15 protein-coding genes are annotated in these 15002 nt (G+C 70.6%); 9 read left to right on the top strand and 6 right to left on the bottom strand.

What is annotated here, in order from left to right; genetic code table 11:
- Positions 1–10 precede the first annotated feature (10 nt).
- From egtB to egtD, 3 genes are read left to right on the top strand one after another with little or no spacing between them, the layout of a single operon-like run.
- The gene (egtB, locus tag H036_RS0112525; protein ID WP_017935130.1) at positions 11–1303 is read left to right on the top strand and encodes an ergothioneine biosynthesis protein EgtB; all 1293 of its coding nucleotides are present in this window, start codon (positions 11–13) and stop codon (positions 1301–1303) included.
- A gap of 3 nt (positions 1304–1306) precedes the next feature.
- Positions 1307–1819 (top strand): hypothetical protein, encoded by a 513-nt coding sequence (locus H036_RS0112520; protein WP_017935129.1) that lies wholly within the window; start codon positions 1307–1309, stop codon positions 1817–1819.
- The gene (gene egtD / locus H036_RS0112515; RefSeq protein ID WP_017935128.1) at positions 1816–2799 is read left to right on the top strand and encodes an L-histidine N(alpha)-methyltransferase; all 984 of its coding nucleotides are present in this window, start codon (positions 1816–1818) and stop codon (positions 2797–2799) included. The genes H036_RS0112520 and egtD overlap by 4 nt, the downstream gene beginning before the upstream one ends.
- 6 nt (positions 2800–2805) lie before the next feature.
- On the opposite strand, the gene H036_RS0112510 is transcribed toward egtD, so the two are convergent.
- Complete coding sequence (locus H036_RS0112510) at positions 2806–4017, bottom strand: MFS transporter (RefSeq protein ID WP_017935127.1); 1212 nt, start codon at positions 4015–4017, stop codon at positions 2806–2808.
- Between the two features lie 71 nt (positions 4018–4088).
- Here H036_RS0112510 and H036_RS0112505 point away from each other — a divergent pair, with 71 nt between their 5' ends.
- Both H036_RS0112505 and H036_RS0112500 read left to right on the top strand, forming a co-directional pair.
- Positions 4089–5009, top strand: coding sequence for a LysR family transcriptional regulator (locus tag H036_RS0112505; protein ID WP_157417336.1), 921 nt, complete (start codon positions 4089–4091; stop codon positions 5007–5009).
- Between the two features lie 31 nt (positions 5010–5040).
- The gene (locus H036_RS0112500) at positions 5041–6753 is read left to right on the top strand and encodes a cation:proton antiporter (RefSeq protein ID WP_017935125.1); all 1713 of its coding nucleotides are present in this window, start codon (positions 5041–5043) and stop codon (positions 6751–6753) included.
- 72 nt (positions 6754–6825) lie between these two features.
- Here the strand turns inward: H036_RS0112500 and H036_RS0112495 are convergent, their stop codons facing one another.
- Complete coding sequence (locus H036_RS0112495; protein ID WP_017935124.1) at positions 6826–7674, bottom strand: helix-turn-helix transcriptional regulator; 849 nt, start codon at positions 7672–7674, stop codon at positions 6826–6828.
- 100 nt (positions 7675–7774) lie between these two features.
- Here H036_RS0112495 and H036_RS0112490 point away from each other — a divergent pair, with 100 nt between their 5' ends.
- Positions 7775–8533, top strand: a complete 759-nt coding sequence (locus tag H036_RS0112490) for an SDR family oxidoreductase (protein WP_017935123.1) — start codon at positions 7775–7777, stop codon at positions 8531–8533.
- On the opposite strand, the gene H036_RS0112485 is transcribed toward H036_RS0112490, so the two are convergent.
- Positions 8505–9290, bottom strand: coding sequence for an SPFH domain-containing protein (locus H036_RS0112485; protein WP_017935122.1), 786 nt, complete (start codon positions 9288–9290; stop codon positions 8505–8507). The genes H036_RS0112490 and H036_RS0112485 overlap by 29 nt on opposite strands.
- A gap of 218 nt (positions 9291–9508) precedes the next feature.
- On the opposite strand from H036_RS0112485, the gene H036_RS0112480 reads away from it, so the two are divergent.
- Genes H036_RS0112480 through pip form a run of 3 tightly spaced genes read left to right on the top strand, consistent with a single transcriptional unit; the run spans position 9509 to position 12106 of the window.
- A complete protein-coding gene (locus H036_RS0112480) occupies positions 9509–10306 on the top strand; it encodes an alpha/beta hydrolase (RefSeq protein ID WP_017935121.1) in 798 nt (265 codons plus the stop codon).
- Positions 10303–11094, top strand: coding sequence for an SDR family NAD(P)-dependent oxidoreductase (locus H036_RS0112475; protein WP_017935120.1), 792 nt, complete (start codon positions 10303–10305; stop codon positions 11092–11094). Before H036_RS0112480 ends, H036_RS0112475 begins: the two co-directional genes overlap by 4 nt.
- A gap of 55 nt (positions 11095–11149) precedes the next feature.
- A complete protein-coding gene (pip, locus tag H036_RS0112470; protein WP_017935119.1) occupies positions 11150–12106 on the top strand; it encodes a prolyl aminopeptidase in 957 nt (318 codons plus the stop codon).
- A gap of 42 nt (positions 12107–12148) precedes the next feature.
- Here the strand turns inward: pip and H036_RS0112465 are convergent, their stop codons facing one another.
- The 3 genes from H036_RS0112465 to H036_RS0112455 all read right to left on the bottom strand — a co-directional run bounded on the left by H036_RS0112465 (position 12149) and on the right by H036_RS0112455 (position 14775).
- Complete coding sequence (locus H036_RS0112465; RefSeq protein ID WP_017935118.1) at positions 12149–12931, bottom strand: amino acid ABC transporter ATP-binding protein; 783 nt, start codon at positions 12929–12931, stop codon at positions 12149–12151.
- Complete coding sequence (locus tag H036_RS24920; protein WP_081615541.1) at positions 12928–14481, bottom strand: ABC transporter substrate-binding protein/permease; 1554 nt, start codon at positions 14479–14481, stop codon at positions 12928–12930. The genes H036_RS0112465 and H036_RS24920 overlap by 4 nt, the downstream gene beginning before the upstream one ends.
- A gap of 63 nt (positions 14482–14544) precedes the next feature.
- A complete protein-coding gene (locus tag H036_RS0112455; RefSeq protein ID WP_017935116.1) occupies positions 14545–14775 on the bottom strand; it encodes a hypothetical protein in 231 nt (76 codons plus the stop codon).
- Positions 14776–15002: the final 227 nt, after the last annotated feature.

Below are 15002 nucleotides of genomic sequence, written 5' to 3'. Positions count from 1 at the left end.
CGTCGATGACATGAGTACCGACGTCACCACCCTCCAGACCCGGTACGACGAGGTTCGGGCCTACACCGAGCAGCTCGCCGCGCCGCTGTCGCCGGAGGACCAGACGGTCCAGTCGATGCCCGACGTCTCGCCCACCAAGTGGCATCGCGCCCACGTCACCTGGTTCTTCGAGACGTTCGTGCTGGCGGAGAACGAGCAGCGCTTCGCTCCCTACCAGGATCAGTACTGGTTCCTGTTCAACTCCTACTACGAGGCGATCGGCCCACGCTACGCGCGTCCGCTGCGCGGCGTGATCAGCCGCCCGGGCGCGCACGACGTGGGGATGTATCGCGGCAACGTCGACGACCGGATGCGCGGCCTGCTCGACAGCCTCGACGAGGGCACGCTGACCAAGCTCGCGCCGACCATCGAGCTCGGCTTCCACCATGAGCAGCAGCACCAGGAGCTGCTGCTGATGGACATCAAGCACGTGCTCTCGCTCAACCCGCTCCGACCGGTCTATGCCGGCTGTCCTGCCACCAGCGGCGTCTCAGGGCCGCTCGGCTGGCACGAGTACGACGGAGGGCTGGTCGAGATCGGCCACGACAGCGACCGCGACGGGTCGTTCTGCTTCGACAACGAGCTGCCGCTCCACCAGCAGTTCCTCGCGCCCTTCCGGCTGGCCGACCGGCTGGTCACCAACGGCGAGTGGCAGGCGTTCATGGCCGACGGCGGCTACCGGCGCCCGGAGCTGTGGCTCAGTGACGGCTGGGCGCGGATCAACGCCGAGGGCTGGCAGGCTCCGTTCTACTGGATCGAGCAGGACGGGGTCTGGTTCGAGCACACCCTCAGCGGCACCTGGCCGGTCGACCCGGAGCTGCCGGCCTGCCACCTCAGTCACTACGAGGCCGATGCCTATGCCACCTGGGCGGGCAAGCGGCTGCCGACCGAGGCCGAGTGGGAGCATGCGGCTCGGTCCGAAGACGCTCCGACAGGCTCGGCGGACGGTCAGCCTCCGGAGGCGAGCACCTGGCACCCACGTGCTGCCGGACCGCCGACCGGCGGGCTGCGCCAGCTCTTCGGCGACTGCTGGGAGTGGACGTCCTCGGCGTACCTGCCCTATCCCGGGTTCCACCCGGCGGCCGGCGCGATCGGCGAGTACAACGGCAAGTTCATGTCCAGCCAGATGGTATTGCGCGGGGGCTGTGCACTCACACCGCCCGGGCACGCACGGGCGTCCTACCGCAACTTCTTCCCGCCGGGCGCGCGGTGGCCGCTGACCGGCGTACGGCTCGCCGACGACGGCGTCGTGCGGGCGGGCTGAGGGTTGACCGACGCGATCGAGCTGGCCGCCCAACCGGTCTGGGCCGCACGGGTCGTATGCGGCCACCGCGGAGCCCTCGGCCGCCCCGAGACGCTGACCGCATGGGCGGCCGACGACGACTGCGAGCCGAGCGCGCCGGGCGGCTGGCAGGTCGGCGTCTCCGCTGCCACCCAGACCGAGGTGGAGGCGGTGCTCGCGGCCGTGGCCACCGCGCGTGGGACGGCTGACGGTCCCGGGCTCCCGGTGGCGAGTCTGCTCGTCCGGGTGGCGACCCGCGCCCGACTCCCGCAGTGCTCGGTCCTGATCGCCGACGGCGATCAGCTGGCAGCGCTGACCTGGGGCCGGCGGCTCGGCATCGTCGAGCTCGGCGGCTGGGAGTACGCCGTCACCAGCACTCCGCCGGCTGACGACCTCGCATGGTCACCCCTGGCACCGGGCACCGTAGCGGCACTGGATCCTTGCGGTCCGACGATCTTCCCGCTGCATCCGCCCGTCGATACCGAGGAGTCACGGTGACCACCATCTCCACGCCGGGCGCGAGTCTCGACGTGCTGCTCACCCCGCAGGACCTGCGCGCAGCACTGGAGTCCGATGCCCGCGCCGGGCTCACCGCCACGCCGAAGTGGCTGCCGCCGAAGTACTTCTACGACGACCGCGGCAGCCGGCTCTTCGAGGAGATCACCCGGCTGCCGGAGTACTACCCGACTCGCACCGAACACGCGATCCTCTCCGCGTACGCCGACGACATCGCCGCGGCCGCCGGCGCCGAGGTGCTGCTCGAGCTGGGCTCGGGGTCGAGCCAGAAGACCCGGCTGCTGCTCGACGCGATGGCCCGGCGGGCCGAGCTGGCCGCCTACGTCCCCGTCGACGTCAGCGCCGGCGCCCTGCGCGACGCGATGGCGGCCCTGCGCGCCGACTATCCGCACCTGCCGCTGCTCGGCGCCGTCGCCGACTTCGATCGCCACCTCGGAGCGCTCCCGGCACCCGGACGTCGACTGTGGGTGCTGTTGGGCAGCACCATCGGCAACTACCCCACCGCCGAGCGGCGCACGTTCCTTTCCGGACTGGCCGACGCGATGCGGCCCGGTGAAGCGCTGTTGCTGGGCGTCGACCTGGTCAAGGACCCCGAGCGGCTGGTCGCCGCTTACGACGATGCTGCCGGCGTGACCGCCGCGTTCAACCGCAACGTGATCGCGGTCCTGGACCGCGAACTCGACGGCGACCTCGACCCGGAGGACTTCGTGCACGTGGCGCTGTGGGACGCCGAGAACGAGTGGATCGAGATGCGGCTACGCGCCTCACGGCCGGTGTCGGGCCGGCTCGCTGCTCTCGACCTCCCGGTGGAGCTCGCCCGGGATGAGGAGATCCGGACCGAGATCTCGGCGAAGTTCCGTCGCGAGCGGATCGAGCCGGAGCTCGCCGAGGTCGGGCTCACCGTCGAGCGGTGGTGGACCGACCCGATGGCCGACTTCGGGCTGTTGCTCGCCCGCCGCTGACCCGCATCAGTCGTCGGGCGTGCTCAGCGCCCACACCCCGGCGGCCAGCGCCGCGACGACGACCAGCGCCGCTATCGCACCCCAGCCCCAGCGCGTGAACACCACGCCGCCGACCCAGCCGACCACGCTCGAGCCCAGGTAGTAGAAGAGGTTGTAGAGCGAGGTCGCCTGCGCCCGGCCGACGCGTGCCCGCGCGCCGGTCCACCCGGACGCGATCGAGTGCGCACCGAAGAAGCCGACCGTCAGCACCACCAACCCGACCAGCACTCCCGGCAGCCATGACATCAGCGTCAGCAGGACCCCGGCGACCATGACCGCGACGCTGCCGACCAGCACCCGCCGACGGCCCAACCTGGTGGCCGCGATCCCGGCCCGGCGCGAGGACCACGTGCCTGCGAGGTAGGCGAAGAACAGCAGCGAGGTGACCGTGGCGCTGAGGTGGAACGGCTCGCGCTGCAGCCGGAACGCCAGGTAGTTGTAGATGGTGACGAAGCCGCCCATCAACAAGAAGCCCTGACCGTAGAGCACCAGCATCCGCGGGTCGCGCAGGTTCGCCGCGATGGCGCGGAAGAGGGGTCCCGAGCCCGCAGTGGCCGTACGCAGGAAGCCGCGCGGGGCCGGGGCAGCCAGCATGAACCCCACTGCGGCTACGCCCGAGAGCACCACCACGGCTGCCACGCCCCAGCGCCAGCCGAGCGCGGCAGCGATGGGTGCCGCGACCACACGGCCGAGAAGGCCGCCGATCGTCGTACCGGAGACGTAGGTGCCCGCCGCGATGACGGTGTGCGAGGGGTGGATCTCCTCCTGCAGGTAGGTCACCGCGAGCGCCGGCAGGCCGCCGAGCGCCGCGCCCTCGGCAGTGCGCAGCACCAGGATCCAGGCGAAGTCCGGGCACAGCACGACCGCGAAGCCGAGCACGGTGGCGGCGACGAGGGAGAGCCGCATGGCTGCGAGTCGTCCGATCCGGTCGGCCACCCAGGACCACGGCAGCACGCCGGCGGCCAGGCCGAGGGTCGCGGCGGAGATCAGCAGTGCGGCGCGATCGGCGCTCACGTCCAGCGAGCGGGAGACCAGCGGCAGGATGCCCTGCGGCGAGTAGAGCTGGGCGAACGTCGCCACGCCGGCACACGCCAGCGCGATCAGGATGCGGCGATATTCCGCCGAGTCCCGTGCGTGCCCCTCCCACCGGGTATCGAGGGGTGCGGTCGTCAAGGTCACGACTTCGACGGTAGGAGCAGTTCTTTGATCGCACCAATGCATGAATCGTGGACTATCGATATCGTTTCTGCATGCCACAGATGCGGACGCCGGAGCTGCGCGAGGTTCTCTCCGACCTCCCCTACCTGCTCGCCATCGCTAGTACCGGCGGAGTCACCGCCGCCGCCGAGGAGCTCGCGGTGCCCCAACCCACCGTCAGCCGCGGCCTTGCCCGGCTGGCCGAGCGGCTCGGCGCACCGGTGCTGGAGCGGGACGGCCGCGGCGTACGACTGACCGAGGAGGCCCAGGCGCTGCTGCCGCACGCCGAGCGGGCCTTGGCTGCCGTCGACGACGGCCTCGACGCCGTACGCCGTCTCACGGGTGAGCGGGCCGACGCGGTGTCGCTGGCGTTCCAGCACACCCAGGGCCGGATCGTGGTGCCGGCGCTGGTCAGGGCACTGCGTGCCGACTATCCGGCTGCCCGGTTCGACCTGCGTCAGGGCGCCCGCGACGGCTGCCTCGAGGCACTGGAGTCGGGCGCGGCCGATGCCGTCATCGTCTCCCCCGCCTACCCCGCGTCCACGCAGGTGCGCACGGTCCACCTCTACGACGAGCCACTGGTCCTGGCGGTGCCACCCGAGCACCGGCTCGCCCAACGTCGCCGGGTGCGCCTCCACGACGTCGCGTCCGAGCCGCTGTTGGTGATGCGCGCGGCGTTCGGCCTGCGGATCCAGGTCGACGACCTCCTCTCCGAGGCCGGCATCACGCCGACGATCGCGTTCGAGGGAGAGGACGTGCAGACGCTGCGTGGCCTGGTCGCCGCCGGGCTGGGCGTCGCCGTACTCCCGCCCGCCATCCCGCGCCCAACCGACGTGGTCGAGGTGCCGATCAGCGATGCGCACGCGGTCCGGCGCATCGGACTGTCCTGGCGCACCGACCGTCGGCCGAGCGCCGCCGCCCAGGCGTTGTACGACGTGGTGCAGCGCGGAGACTGGCTGCCTCGACGTCACTGATCGGCCTACGCCGGTCCCTAGACTCCGGCACATGGACCACCAGTTCGTGCTCATCGCCGGCGCGGCGCTGGCGATCATGATCGCCGCCTCGGTGTTCTCCCGGCGCACCGGCATCGCCACCCCGCTGCTGCTGGTGGCGCTCGGCATCGGTGCCAGCTACCTGCCACCGACCCCGGAGATCCACGTCGAGCCCGAGCTGGTGCTGGCCGGCGTGCTGCCGCCGCTGCTCTACGCATCTGCCGTGCAGCTGCCGGTGCTGGACATGCGCCGGAACCTCTCCCTGATCGCGTGGCTGTCGGTGGTGATGGTGATCGTCTCGGCGCTGGTCATCGGCGCCGTCGTGCACGCGGTCTTCCCGGGGATCCCGTTCGCCCTGGCCACCGCGCTGGGCGCCGTGGTCAGCCCGACCGATGCTGTCGCCGCATCGGCGATCGGTCATCGGGTCGGGCTGCCACCACGGCTGATGACGGTGCTGGAGGGCGAGAGCCTGGTCAACGACGCGTCGGCGCTGGTGGTGCTCCGGACCGCCGTCGCCGGGCTGACGGCGAGCGGCTTCAGCCTGGGCCACACCGTGCTCGACTTCGGTTGGGCGGTCGTCGGCGGCGTGGTCATCGGGCTCGCGGTCGGCGTGCTCACCGTGCTGCTGCGGCAACGGCTCGATGATCCCGTGCTCAACACCACGATCTCCTTCGCCGTGCCGTTCCTGGCCTACTTCCCGGCCGAGGAGGCCCATTCCTCCGGCGTGCTCGCCGTGGTGGTGGCCGGCCTGGCGACGGGCACGATGGGCAGCCGGCGCTTCAGCGCACGCGACCGGCAGACCCAGACGACCACCTGGACCACGATCAACTTCATCTTGGAGAGTGCCGTCTTCCTGGCGATGGGCTACGAGCTGCCCGAGCTCGTCGACGCGGCCCGCACCGAGACCGACACCGGCGAGATCACCGGCCTGGTGCTGATCGTGGTCGGGTTGCTGATCGCGCTCCGGTTCCTGGGGCTGGCCTGGCCGGCTCTGGCCGATCGCCTCGGGCCCGACGACCGCGGCGACCAGGTCCAGGCCCGGTTGAGCTCGTTCGAGGAGAAGCTCGATGCGATGACGCCTGCCGACGAGCGCGAGGAGAGCCGGCTCGCGTGGGCGCGGCACCGGCTCGCCCGCGGCCGCGCCGACGCCGCGTTCGAGGAACGCGAGCCGATCACCGCCCGGGGCATGCTGGTGCTCGCCTGGGCCGGCATGCGCGGCGTCGTCACGGTGGCCGCCGCCCAGACGATCCCGGTCGGCACTCCGCACCGCGCCAGTGTGATCCTGGCAGCGTTCTTCGTCGCCCTGATCACGCTGGTGCTCTTCGGGCTGACCCTGCCGGCGCTGATCGCGCGGATGCGGTTCACGCCCGACAGCGAGGAGGAGCGGCACGACGCTGTACAGGGCCTGTTGCGGCGGGTGGGCGAGACGGCGATCGACACGCTCGGACCGCTCAGCGAGCAGACCATCGACGGCGAGCCGCTCGATCCGGAGCTCGTGCGGACGATGGAGGAGGGGATCCTGCCGCGACTGATCTCCGCCACCAAGGACACGCGCGAGGCTCCGCCCGTGCCTCGCGACCAGCTGGCGACCGTGCAGGTGCGCTACCTCGACGCGATGCGGGACGCGCTCATCAGCGAACGCGCCATCGGCGCGGACAGCTCCGAGACCTACCGCCAGGTGGAGAGCATGCTCGACACGTTGGAGTACCGGATGCGGCCGGCGTAGGTCGAGAGGTCACCTTCTGCGGGTTGAGAGGTCACATTTCGCCGGTTGAGGTGCCTGGAGCACCAGTGCTTGTCAGGCTCGCTGACTGAACTCCTGGGTCCCCAGCACCGCCAGCAGCCGCAGCTTGTCGTCGTCCTCGGTCCGCGGCGCGGCGGTGAGCACCAGCAGTGCTTGGGACTGGTCCTCGGTGAAGAGCACCTGGCAGTCCAGCTCGATCGCACCGACCTCGGGGTGGATCAGCACCTTGTGATCCTCGAACCGCCGCGCGACCTCGTGGCGGTCCCACAGCTCGGCGAACTCCTCACTCACCCGCTGCAGCTCACCGACCAGCTCGCCGGCACGCGAGCGCGGGCCCATCGAGCCGTACGCGGCGCGCATCGCCGCGACCTGGGACCGGCTGTGCCGCGGCCGGTCCTCCTCGGGATAGCGGATCCGCTCCGTGTCGGGATGGACGAACCAGCGGTAGACCTCGCTGCGCTCGAGGCCGGCATACGACGTCTGGTCACCGAAGAGTGCCCGGGCGGGGTCGTTCTGGACGAGCGTCTCCCCGACCGCGTTGATCACCATCGCCGGCGTGTCCGAGAGTCGATCGAGGACGCGCAGAAGTGCCGGCGCGACGTACTCCCCTGCTGCCAGCCGGTCCGGTGCGCTGTGCCCCGCGACCCGGTAGAGATAGTCGCGCTCGTCCGGCGTGAGGCGGAGCGCACGTGCCAGTGCGGCGAGCATCTGCACACTCGGCTGCGGGCCGCGCTGCTGCTCCAGACGGGTGTAGTAGTCGGTCGACATCGCGGCCAGCGCGGCGACCTCCTCGCGGCGCAGCCCAGGCGTACGCCGACGGGCACCGGCCGGCAGGCCGACATCGGTCGGCTGGAGCTGCTGCCGGCGGCGCAGGAGGAAGTCGGCGAGTGCGGCGCGGTCCATGGCTCGATGATCCCGCACCGCACCACGGCGAGACAGGGATCGCCGATCCCACGATGAGGGCTCTCTGCCACCGGGCAGACGCGCGCGCTTTGCTGGACACATGCGAATCAGTGGAAACACCATCTTCATCCCCGGAGCCACCAGCGGCATCGGCCTCGCCCTCGCGATGGCGCTGCGGGACAAGGGCAACACCGTCATCGTCGGCGGCCGGCGCCAGCACCTGCTCGACCAGATCGCCGCCGATCACGACCTGGCCACCATCGCGATCGACACGGCCGACCCGGCGAGCATCAGCGCCGCCGCACGGCAGGTGAGTGCGGAGCACCCGAACCTCAACGTGCTGGTCACCATGGCAGGCATCATGCGCGTCGAGGACTGGACGCGGAGCGGCTTCGCCGAGGGTGCCGCGGAGATCGTCACCACCAACCTGCTCGGCCCGATCCGGCTGATCGACGCGTTCCTGGACCAGCTGCTCGCCCAGCCGGACGCCACCATCATGACCGTCTCGTCGGGGCTCGCGTTCGCGCCGCTGAAGGTCACGCCGACCTACAACGCGACCAAGGCCGCCATCCACCTGCTCAGCGAGTCGATCCGGCTCCAGCTCGCCGGGACCAGCGTCGACGTGGTCGAGCTTGAGCCACCGGCCGTGCAGACCGACCTGATGCCCGGCCAGCGGGAGAGCGCGTTCGCCATGCCGCTCGACGCCTTCGTCGGCGAGGTAATGGGACTGATCGAGGCCCAGCCCGATGCCACCGAGATCCAGGTCGAGCGGGTCAAGTTCCTCCGGTACGGCGAGGCACGCGGCGACTACGACCAGGTCGTCGCGACGCTCAATCAGGCGGATCCGCACGGGAAGTAGCCCCGGCGACCGCGTCGAAGTAGCGCAGCAGCTCCACCGGGAACGGGAGCACCAGCGTGGAGTTCTTCTCGGCCGCCACCTCGACCATCGTCTGGAGCAGTCGCAGCTGGAGGGCGGCGGGTGTGGCCGCCATGGCGCTCGCTGCCTCCGAGAGACGCTTGGACGCCTGGAACTCACCGTCCGCGGTGATGATCCGAGCCCGGCGCTCGCGTTCGGCCTCCGCCTGGCGTGACATCGACCGCTTCATCGACTCGGGCAGCTCGACGTCCTTGATCTCCACCCGGTCGATCTCGATGCCCCACGGGACCGCCGGGCTGTCGAGCATCACCTCCAGGCCTTCGTTGAGGTGCTCGCGGTTGCAGAGCAGGTCGTCGAGCTCGCTCTTGCCGATGATCGAGCGCAGCGAGGTCTGCGCCACCTGGGCGATCGCGTAGGCGTAGTCCTGCACCTGGACCACCGCCTTGATCGGGTCGATCACCCGGTAGTAGACGACCGCGTCCACCCGGACGGTGACGTTGTCGCGCGTGATGCCGTCCTGCGCCGGCACCGTCATCGTCACGACCTGCATGTTGACCCGCTTCATCTGATCCACGATCGGGATCAGGGCCGTCAGGCCGGGCGGGCGCGGCTCCGGCAGGACCCGACCCAGGCGGAACACCACCCCACGCTCGATCTGCTTGACCACACGCGCGCTGATCGCGGACGAGAGTCCCCCGAGCACGACCAGCACCACCACGATGAACAGCAGCACGCCCATGGCGCCTCCCTAGCGGGAAGAGAATGCTTCGAGCGTACGCCGCGGGCCGGAACCGGTGCCTTCCTCGCGAGCCCTCCCGAGGGCAGCGCCGAGGTCCGGCCATCGCCTCCGTGTCACTTCTTCCTGGCAACTAGATGACTTCTGCCCTCGCAGAGCACTAGTTTGACTAGTAGGTAGGTAGATCATCGGTGTCACAGGCCTCAACGGAGGAAGCGCCCATGTCCGAGAGCACACCCGTCCTGTTCATCCACGGCCTGTGGCTCCATGCCACCTCCTGGGAAGCCTGGATCCATCGCTTCACCGAAGCCGGCTACGACGCGAGCGCGCCGGGCTGGCCCGGTGACCCCACCACCGTGGCCGAGGCGCGGCAGCGCCCCGACGACATCGCCGACCACGGCATCGACGACGTGGTGGCGCACTTCGCGGGGATCATCGCCGACTTGCCGGCCAAGCCGATCCTGGTCGGGCACTCCTTCGGCGGGATGATCGCCCAGCGGCTGCTGGGCGAGGATCTCGCCGCAGCCGCGGTGGCGATCGACGCCGCCCAGATCAAGGGCGTGCTTCCGGTCCCGCTCTCGGCCCTCAAGGCGACGCTGCCAGTGTTCAAGAACCCGGCCAACAAGCACCGGGCCGTCTCGTTGACGGCCGAGCAGTTCCGCTTCGCCTTCGGCAACGCCGTGCCCGCCGAGGAGTCCGACGAGCTCTTCGAGCGCTGGGCGATCCCCGCACCCGGCAAGCCTCTGTTCGAGGCTGCCGCAGCCAACTTCAACCCGCACTCGCCCGCCAAGGTCGACACCAAGAACCAGAACCGCGGCCCGCTGCTGCTCGTCATGGGCGGTAAGGACAACACCGTGCCCGAGTCCGTGACCAAGGCGACCCTCAAGCAGTACCGGCACAGCGACGCCGTCACCGACATCGTCGAGTTCGCCGACCGCGGTCACTCGCTGACGATCGACCACGGTTGGCAGGAGGTGGCTGACAAGAGCCTCTCCTGGCTCAAGGAGCAGGGTCTGTGACACTCGACCTCGCCCTGGAGGGACGGGTCGCCGTCGTCACCGGTGCGAGCAAGGGCATCGGGCTCGCGATCACCCGAGCGCTCGCGGCCCAGGGCGCGTCGGTGGTGGCGGGGGCGCGGCACAGCGGCGACGATCTCGACGCGCTCCGTGACGAGGGCCGGGTCCACCCGGTCGCCGTCGACCTCTCGACGCCCGACGGACCCAGCGAGCTGATCGCGGCAGCGACCGAGCTCCACGGCGGCGTGGACATCCTGGTGAACAACGTCGGCGGCGTCAGGCCGCGCCTGTCAGGCTTCGCGGCCATCACCGACGACGAGTGGGCCTGGGCGCTGAACATCAACTTCCTGGCCGCCGTACGCACGATGCGTGCCGCCATCCCGGCGATGGCGGAGCGGACCGGCGCCAGCATCACCACGATCAGCTCGGTCAACGCGTTCCTGCCCGATCCGGGCGTGATCGACTACGGCGCCGCCAAGGGCGCTCTGACCAACCTGTGCAAGTCGCTCTCGAAGGAGCTCGGGCCGAGCATCCGGGTGAACACGATCAGTCCGGGTCCGGTGCAGACCGACCTTTGGCTCGGTGATGCCGGCGTGGCTGCCACCGTCGGGACGGCCAACGGGATCGACCCGGGCGAGGTGGTCCGGCAGCAGCAGGCTGCCGCGGCCACGGGCCGGTTCACGCGAGCGGAGGAGATCGCCGACCTGGTCATCTTCCTCGCCAGCGACCGGGCGGGGAACATCACCGGCAGCGACTTCGTCATCGACGGCGGCCTCGTCACGACGCTGTGAGCTCCGCCGCCGGTCGGCCCCTCCGGCGGTTGGACGGCGTTGCGATCATGGCCGGGTGAGCGTGTTCGAGCAGGCCTGGGCCGACCGCGTGGAGGGGCTGCTGGACGTCGGCGACGGCCAGCGGGTCTGGTGGTGCGAGCTCGGCGACCCTGGCGGCGTCCCGCTGGTCCACCTGCACGGCGGCCCAGGAGGCGGCACGGTCCCGGGGATGGCTGCGCCGTACGACCCGAGGGTGTTCCGGGTGGTGATGTTCGACCAGCGCGGCTGCGGCAGGAGTCTGCCGCATGCGAGCGACCCGTCGACGTCCCTGGCCACGAACACGCTCGATCACCTCATCGGCGACATCGAGCGCCTCCGCGAGCACCGGGGCATCGAGCGCTGGGTGGTCTCCGGTTCGTCGTGGGGTGCCACGCTCGGGCTGGCCTACGTCTGTGCGCATCCGGACCGGGCCCGTGCGGTGCTGCTGCGCGGCATCACGACCTACAGCCAGTCCGAGCTGGACTGGACCTACCGCGACGGCGCCGGCCGACTGCTGCCAGAGGCTTGGGAGGCCTTCACCGCGACCCTCGGGGACGCCGCCGACCTGGTTGCCAGCTATCGCAGCGCGGTCGAGGGGCCCGACGACGCCCGTCGGCTCGAAGCCGCGCTCGCCTGGTGCCGCTGGGAGCTCGACGGCATGCGCGCCGAGCCCGGCTCGGAGCTGGAGGCGATCTTCACCGAGTCGCGGTTCGCGACCGCGTTCGCTCGGATCAGCACGCACTACGCCGCGCATCGCGGCTTCGTCGACCAGGAGCGGCTGTGGTCGACGATCCCCACCCTCGGGCACCTCCCGGCCACGCTCATCCAGGGCCGCTACGACCTCTGTACGCCGCCGGCCACTGCCTGGCGACTGCACCGGGAGTGGCCCGGCTCCGTCCTGCACCTGCTCGACGACGAGGGCCATCGGCTGACCGGGGCCGCCGCGGTGCTGCGCCGAGCGCTGGAGCAGCTCGCCGCGGGTGGCTCAGCGTGACCTGTCGATCACTCTGACACTCACATCGCGACTCGGCGCTGCTCAGCCCGCTTCCAGCACCCGGGCCAGGAAGCGCTTGGTCCGCTCCTCGCGCGGTTCGGTGAGCACCTCACCACCGCCGCGCTCGGCGATCACTCCCCCGTCGAGGAAGAGCACCTGGTCGGCGACGTCGCGGGCGAAACGCACCTCGTGGGTGACGATGATCAGCGTCCAGCCCTCGCCCGCCAACGCGCGGATCACGCCGAGCACCTCGCCGACCAGCTCCGGGTCAAGTGCGGAGGTGGGCTCGTCGAGCAGCAGCACCTCGGGCTTGAGCGCGAGCGCGCGGGCGATGCCCACGCGCTGCTGCTGGCCGCCCGAGAGCTGGCTCGGGTAGGCGTCCTCGCGGCCGGCGAGGCCGACCTGCTCGAGCAGCGCCCTCGCCTCGGCCACTGCCTCATCGCGTGGACGCCCCTGCACCTGGACCGGACCCTCGATCAGGTTGCCCAGCACCGTCATGTGGGGAAAGAGGTTGTGTGCTTGGAACACCATCCCGCTGCGAGCACGCAGGGCCTTGATCCGGCGGCGTCGCTCACCCTTCTCCTTCGGCATCGCGGAGAAGTCGACCGCCGCATCGCCGATCCTGACGCTGCCCCGGTCAGGGGCCTCCAGGACGTTGAGCGAGCGGAGCACTGTCGTCTTGCCGGAGCCAGACGGTCCGAGCAGGACCGTCGCCGTACCCCTCTCGACGGTGAGGTCGACGCCGCGCAGCACCTGCCGGTCACCGAACGACTTCTCCAACCCGGCGACCTCGACCAGGCCCGTTGTCGCTGCCGTCCCTGTCATGCGGCGTACCTCCCGACTCGCTTCTCCAGCAGGCCCTGACCGATCGATATGACGTAGCAGACCACCCAGTAGTAGAGGGCGGCCAGGCAGTAGAGAGCCATCGTGCGGGTGCTCACGGCTGCCGCGACCTGCGCCACGCGGAACAGCTCCGTGACGAGCACCACCGAGGCCAGGGACGTGTCCTTGACCAGCGAGAGCAGCGTGTTCGACAACGGCGGCACCGCGATCCGAGCAGCCTGCGGCAGCACGATGCGGCGCATGCTCTGCCAGGGGTCCATGCCGATCGTGGTCGCGGCCTCGAACTGACCGCGCGGCACCGACAGGATCGCCGCCCGGATGATCTCAGCGGCATAGCCGCCGACGTTGAGGCTCAGCGCCAGGCACGCCGCCAGGAAGCTGGGGAGCTTCACGCCGACCTCGGGCAGTCCGTAGAAGACGATGAACAGCTGCACCAGCAGAGGTGTGCCGCGGATGATCGAGATGTAGATCCGAGCGGGCACATCGAGGATCCGGTACGTCGAGAGACGCGCGAGCGCCACCGCCAACGCGATCGCGAGCCCGAACACGAAGCTGATGATCGTCAGCGGGATGGTGTCCTTCAGCATGCCGCGCAGCATCGGCCAGGCCGTGTCCTGCAGGACCTGCCAGGTGCTTCGACCGGTGTCGGACGCCTTGACGTCGACCTTGCCGGAGTTGGGCACGGTGACGTCGGCACCGAAGTACTTCTGCGAGATCTTCGCCAGGGTGCCGTCCTTGGCAAGTGCGGCGAGGGCCTGGTCGGCCTGGTCGCGCAGGGTCGCGCTGGACTTGCGGAAGACCAGCGCCTGCTTGCTGACCTCGTCGCCGGCGTTGCCGGCGACCTTGATCTTCTTCGAACCCGAGCTGGCCAGGTAGTCGAGCACCGCGATGTTGTCGTTCACGGTCGCGTCGACCCGGCCCTGGGCGATCAGCGCAGCCGCCTGGTCGAGCCCGTCGACGTACTGGATCTTGGCGCCGGCGTCCTTGGCCACCTGGGTCCAGTTGCTGGTCTGGGACTGGGCGGCGGTGCGGCCCTTGAGGTCGGCGAGCGAGTGGATGTCGTTGTTGTCGGCGGCCGTGACGATGACACCGTGGGAGTAGGTGTAGGGGCTGCTGAAGAGGTAGTGCGCCTGGCGGTCGGGGTTGATCGTGATCTGGTCCGCGAGCAGGTCGACGCGGCCGGTGTCGAGCGCCGGGAAGAGCGAGTCGAAGGTGCCCTTGGTGAAGGTCAGGTGCCAGCCGGCCTTCGCCGCCACCGCCCGGACCACCTCGATGTCGAAGCCGGTGAGCTGACCGGTCTTGGGATCGACGTAGGAGAAGGGCGGGTAGGTGCCCTCGGTGCCGACCCGGACGGTGGGGTGCGAGGCCGCCTTCGCCGGCGCAGCCTGTGCATGCGCAGGCTTCGGGGCCGCGGACGCCGGGCCCGCGAGCGGGATCGCCAGGGCGCCGAGGAGCAGCAGGAGGAGCAGCACGGGCCGGAGCGCTCTCGCCCTCGCACCCGTGCCGTCCCCGCGGGTGGGATGGGCTTGCATCACCGGGTGGTACCCCGCTTGGCCGACACCGAACCGCCTCTGTCTCGGCGCGTCAGCCGGCTCTCAGAGGACCGACACGTGATGGCCGGAGCGGATGTCACGCGCCAGCTCCTCGATCGACGCCTCGTCGGGTGCGAGCAGCCCGCGCTCGCGCAGCTCGGCCCGCAGTCGCTCCTCGACGTCGATCCGGGCATCGTCGGTGTACGCCGTCGCCGTCGCGTCGATCGCCTGCTGTGCCAGAACCGCAGCGCCCTCGCCGGGCTCGCCGGCCTCCGGATCCACCTCGAACCTCATTCCTGCACCCTACGGCGCTCGCGGCCGCAGGGGCATATCGCTCGGGCGGACCGTGCCACCCCGTGCGGCTCGTCCGCGCCCGTGAGAACGGGTCGGGCAAGTCCACGATCGTGGAGGCGGTAGCAACGGCGTACGGCCTCAACCCGGAGGGCGGCAGCGTGCAGAGCCGGTACGCGATCCGGCGCTCGGAGTCGCCGTTGGCACGCGCCTCGAGCTCAGGCGCGGGA

This window comes from Nocardioides sp. Iso805N, from assembly GCF_000364605.1.
In the GTDB taxonomy this organism is placed as follows: domain Bacteria; phylum Actinomycetota; class Actinomycetes; order Propionibacteriales; family Nocardioidaceae; genus Nocardioides.
Note: the sequence above shows the minus strand (reverse complement) of the source record. Positions and strands in the feature narration are given on the sequence as shown.

What these genes read in the sequence shown, in the direction of transcription:
- egtB (WP_017935130.1), top strand. Translation starts at nt 11, where the DNA reads ATGAGTACCGACGTCACCACCCTCCAGACCCGGTACGACGAGGTTCGG.
- H036_RS0112505 (WP_157417336.1), top strand. Translation starts at nt 4,089, where the DNA reads ATGCCACAGATGCGGACGCCGGAGCTGCGCGAGGTTCTCTCCGACCTC.
- H036_RS0112500 (WP_017935125.1), top strand. Translation starts at nt 5,041, where the DNA reads ATGGACCACCAGTTCGTGCTCATCGCCGGCGCGGCGCTGGCGATCATG.
- H036_RS0112495 (WP_017935124.1), bottom strand. Translation starts at nt 7,674, where the DNA reads ATGGACCGCGCCGCACTCGCCGACTTCCTCCTGCGCCGCCGGCAGCAG.
- H036_RS0112490 (WP_017935123.1), top strand. Translation starts at nt 7,775, where the DNA reads ATGCGAATCAGTGGAAACACCATCTTCATCCCCGGAGCCACCAGCGGC.
- H036_RS0112485 (WP_017935122.1), bottom strand. Translation starts at nt 9,290, where the DNA reads ATGGGCGTGCTGCTGTTCATCGTGGTGGTGCTGGTCGTGCTCGGGGGA.
- H036_RS0112480 (WP_017935121.1), top strand. Translation starts at nt 9,509, where the DNA reads ATGTCCGAGAGCACACCCGTCCTGTTCATCCACGGCCTGTGGCTCCAT.
- H036_RS0112465 (WP_017935118.1), bottom strand. Translation starts at nt 12,931, where the DNA reads ATGACAGGGACGGCAGCGACAACGGGCCTGGTCGAGGTCGCCGGGTTG.
- H036_RS24920 (WP_081615541.1), bottom strand. Translation starts at nt 14,481, where the DNA reads ATGCAAGCCCATCCCACCCGCGGGGACGGCACGGGTGCGAGGGCGAGA.
- H036_RS0112455 (WP_017935116.1), bottom strand. Translation starts at nt 14,775, where the DNA reads ATGAGGTTCGAGGTGGATCCGGAGGCCGGCGAGCCCGGCGAGGGCGCT.